Raw genomic sequence first — 2,764 nt, forward strand, 5'->3', positions numbered from 1 at the left:
GATGATTAGTATTTTGAGCATCCAAGACCATAATCAAAGTGGTATTGAAGGTTCTTTTTTGGACAGTTCTTCCTACCTCCTCGTTACGCTACGGGAAACGATAGCTTAGGAGCTGCCACGAGGCAACCCCTTTTTCATTTGTTGAAGTAACGGGCAGCATTCCTATTATGGAGAAATATCGGGTTTGAGAAACAAAAAGACTCCTTGGTAAGATATAAAAGGATCTCAGTTGCTGGCCAGCGACAGATCCAAATACATTCCAAGGAGACTACACTATGCATTTTAATCAAAATCAGCGAATTACTCAAATCACTTCCTCCACACTCATTGTTGGTGTGGACATTGCAAAGTTCAAACATGTGGCTCGAGCACAAGACTTCCGTGGGGTTGAATTCGGGAAGCCAATTTCGTTTGAAAACAGCTTGGAAGGGTTTGAGTTGTTCGTAAACTGGTTCCGGAAAATTATGTCTGAACACGGATGCGAAGACGTCGTGGTAGGTATGGAACCCACCGGTCAGTATTGGCTGAATCTTGCACACTACCTCAGAGAACAGACGATTGTCTTTGGCGTGGTAAATCCGTTGCACGTTAAAAAGAGTAAAGAATTAGATGACAATTCACCAACTAAGAACGACATTAAGGACGCCAAGGTCATCGCACAGCTTGTCAAAGACGGGAGATACGCCGTACCGAATATTCCACAAGGCATCTATGCAGAGCTGCGTGAAGCTATGAAAATTCGCGAACACCTGTCGACTGACTTGCGCGTTGTGCAAGGGCGAGTCCATAACTGGCTAGATCGGTATTTTCCTGAATTCCTCACGGTGTTTAAGGATTGGGAATGTAAATCGGCAATCCAGATGCTCAGCCTTAACCTATTGCCACATGAACTCGTTAAGTTACCGGATGAGTTTCTACTGGGGCACCTACGAGAAGTGGCAAAGCGAGGTGCAGGGCTGGGGCGCATAACGAGACTGAAATCAGCGGCTAACCGTTCGGTAGGCATTAAGCAAGGAACAGAATTGGCCAAGATGGAACTTCAGTTGTTGTTGGCGCAGTATCAATTGATTCAATGCAAGTTTGCAGAGCTTGAAATGAAGCTAGATCAACTTCTCCATCAGATTCCTGGCGTTAATCATTTGCTAGCAATCACAGGAGTCGGTAGAGATACAGTGGCCGGTTTCCTCGCAGAGATAGGCGATATCGGCAACTACCATCATCCCAAACAGCTTATAAAGCTTACTGGGTTGAACCTAAAAGAGAATACATCTGGAAAGCACAAAGGACAGACCAAGATCACTAAGCGGGGAAGGAAAAAGCTTCGAGCTTTGCTCTTCCGAGTTATAATGCCGCTGGTGGCGAAGAATAGGGCTTTCAAGGCTTTGCATGAGTACTACACCAAACGACCAGACAATCCGCTTAAAAAGATGCAATCGTTAAACGCGTTATGTAACAAATTAATTCGAGTTCTATTCGGAATCATGAAAAAAGGCCATGAGTTCAGTGAAGTAAAGATGTTGCAGGATATCCCTCGATTCAATATTTTAAGTACGGCAGCATAACGAAGCAGTAGTTCATTAGCGTTCGATCCAAAGCAGTGAAATACAGACAACTGAAGCACGGATGAGTCGGAACGAAACTATCATACGGACGAAGATCCTGTCGGGCAGCATATCTGACCTCCACCTCATGGACAGGTTGAATGAAGGAATGTGGGAGCGTAGACTCTGTGAGACTTGGGAGGGTTGACCTCCATGAGGAATGTGGAGATCCATAAGTGCGACCATAATTTACCTAAGTAACCACTTTCTTCAGACTGTGGTTAAGGAGATGTTCTTTTGCGCTTTTCCTCGTCCCAACATTTTCTTCGATTTCAACTTGATTCCACCATAAAGTCGTCTGCACTGAACGAATAAAATCAGAAACCTAAGATATAACGAGCATTCAAGAGAAAAGTGATTCCTCATAGAGGGATACTTCAATAATTAACAAGGATACGAAAGATACCAATGAATCCCTAAATTATAGTTATTGAAGGGACTGAGTCTTTTGAATATTAAAGCAGTGCTCTTTGATTTAGACGGTACGTTATTAGACCGTGATACATCTCTTGCCTTATTCATTCGTAATCAATATGAGCGTTATTCACAATTTAAATTTGTTGAAAAAGATGTTTTTATTCAACGTTTTATTGAGCTCGATAATCACGGATTCGTTTGGAAAGATAAAGTTTATCAGCAACTTGTGGATGAATTTTCTATCCAGGGAGTAGAATGGACAGAACTTTTAAAAGATTATTTGAATGTGTTTCACAAGTATTGTATAGGTTTTCCAAATCTGTTGAATATGCTTACAGAACTAAGGGACAGCGGCATAAAGATAGCCCTTATTTCTAATGGTTATGGACAATTCCAGTATGATAATTTTAAATCTCTGGGGATCAGTCATTTATTCGATGAAGTTCTTATATCGGAATGGGAAGGACTACGTAAGCCTGACCCAGCAATTTTTATTAGAGCATTGTCTAAACTCGGAGTGAAAGCAACGGAAGCTCTTTTCGTAGGGGACCATTTTGAAAACGATATAAGAGCAAGTCGAGCTGTTGGTATGAAGTCAGCTTGGAAACGAAATGACACAGTATCTTTTGGCTCTATTGATGCCGACGTGATTATTGATGATTTAGGAGAAATATCTCGATACGTACTAAACTCCCTCAATATAATTTAGTTTTCTCACTCAGGCTCATGAATTCGCAGGATTTCAC

General features: G+C 41.8%; 2 protein-coding genes. Both read left to right on the forward strand.

All coding sequences use genetic code 11. The features are described 5' to 3' along the window. Positions 1-275: 275 nt before the first annotated feature. The gene (locus IEY53_RS34720) at positions 276-1,562 is read left to right on the forward strand and encodes an IS110 family RNA-guided transposase (protein WP_189032907.1); all 1,287 of its coding nucleotides are present in this window, start codon (positions 276-278) and stop codon (positions 1,560-1,562) included. 487 nt (positions 1,563-2,049) lie between these two features. Further along, entirely contained in the window at positions 2,050-2,727 is a 678-nt protein-coding gene (locus IEY53_RS34725; RefSeq protein WP_189032909.1) for an HAD family hydrolase, read from the forward strand. The last annotated feature ends 37 nt before the right edge of the window (positions 2,728-2,764 follow it).

Source organism: Paenibacillus albidus (assembly GCF_014644435.1).
Taxonomy (GTDB): domain Bacteria; phylum Bacillota; class Bacilli; order Paenibacillales; family Paenibacillaceae; genus Paenibacillus_AQ; species Paenibacillus_AQ albidus.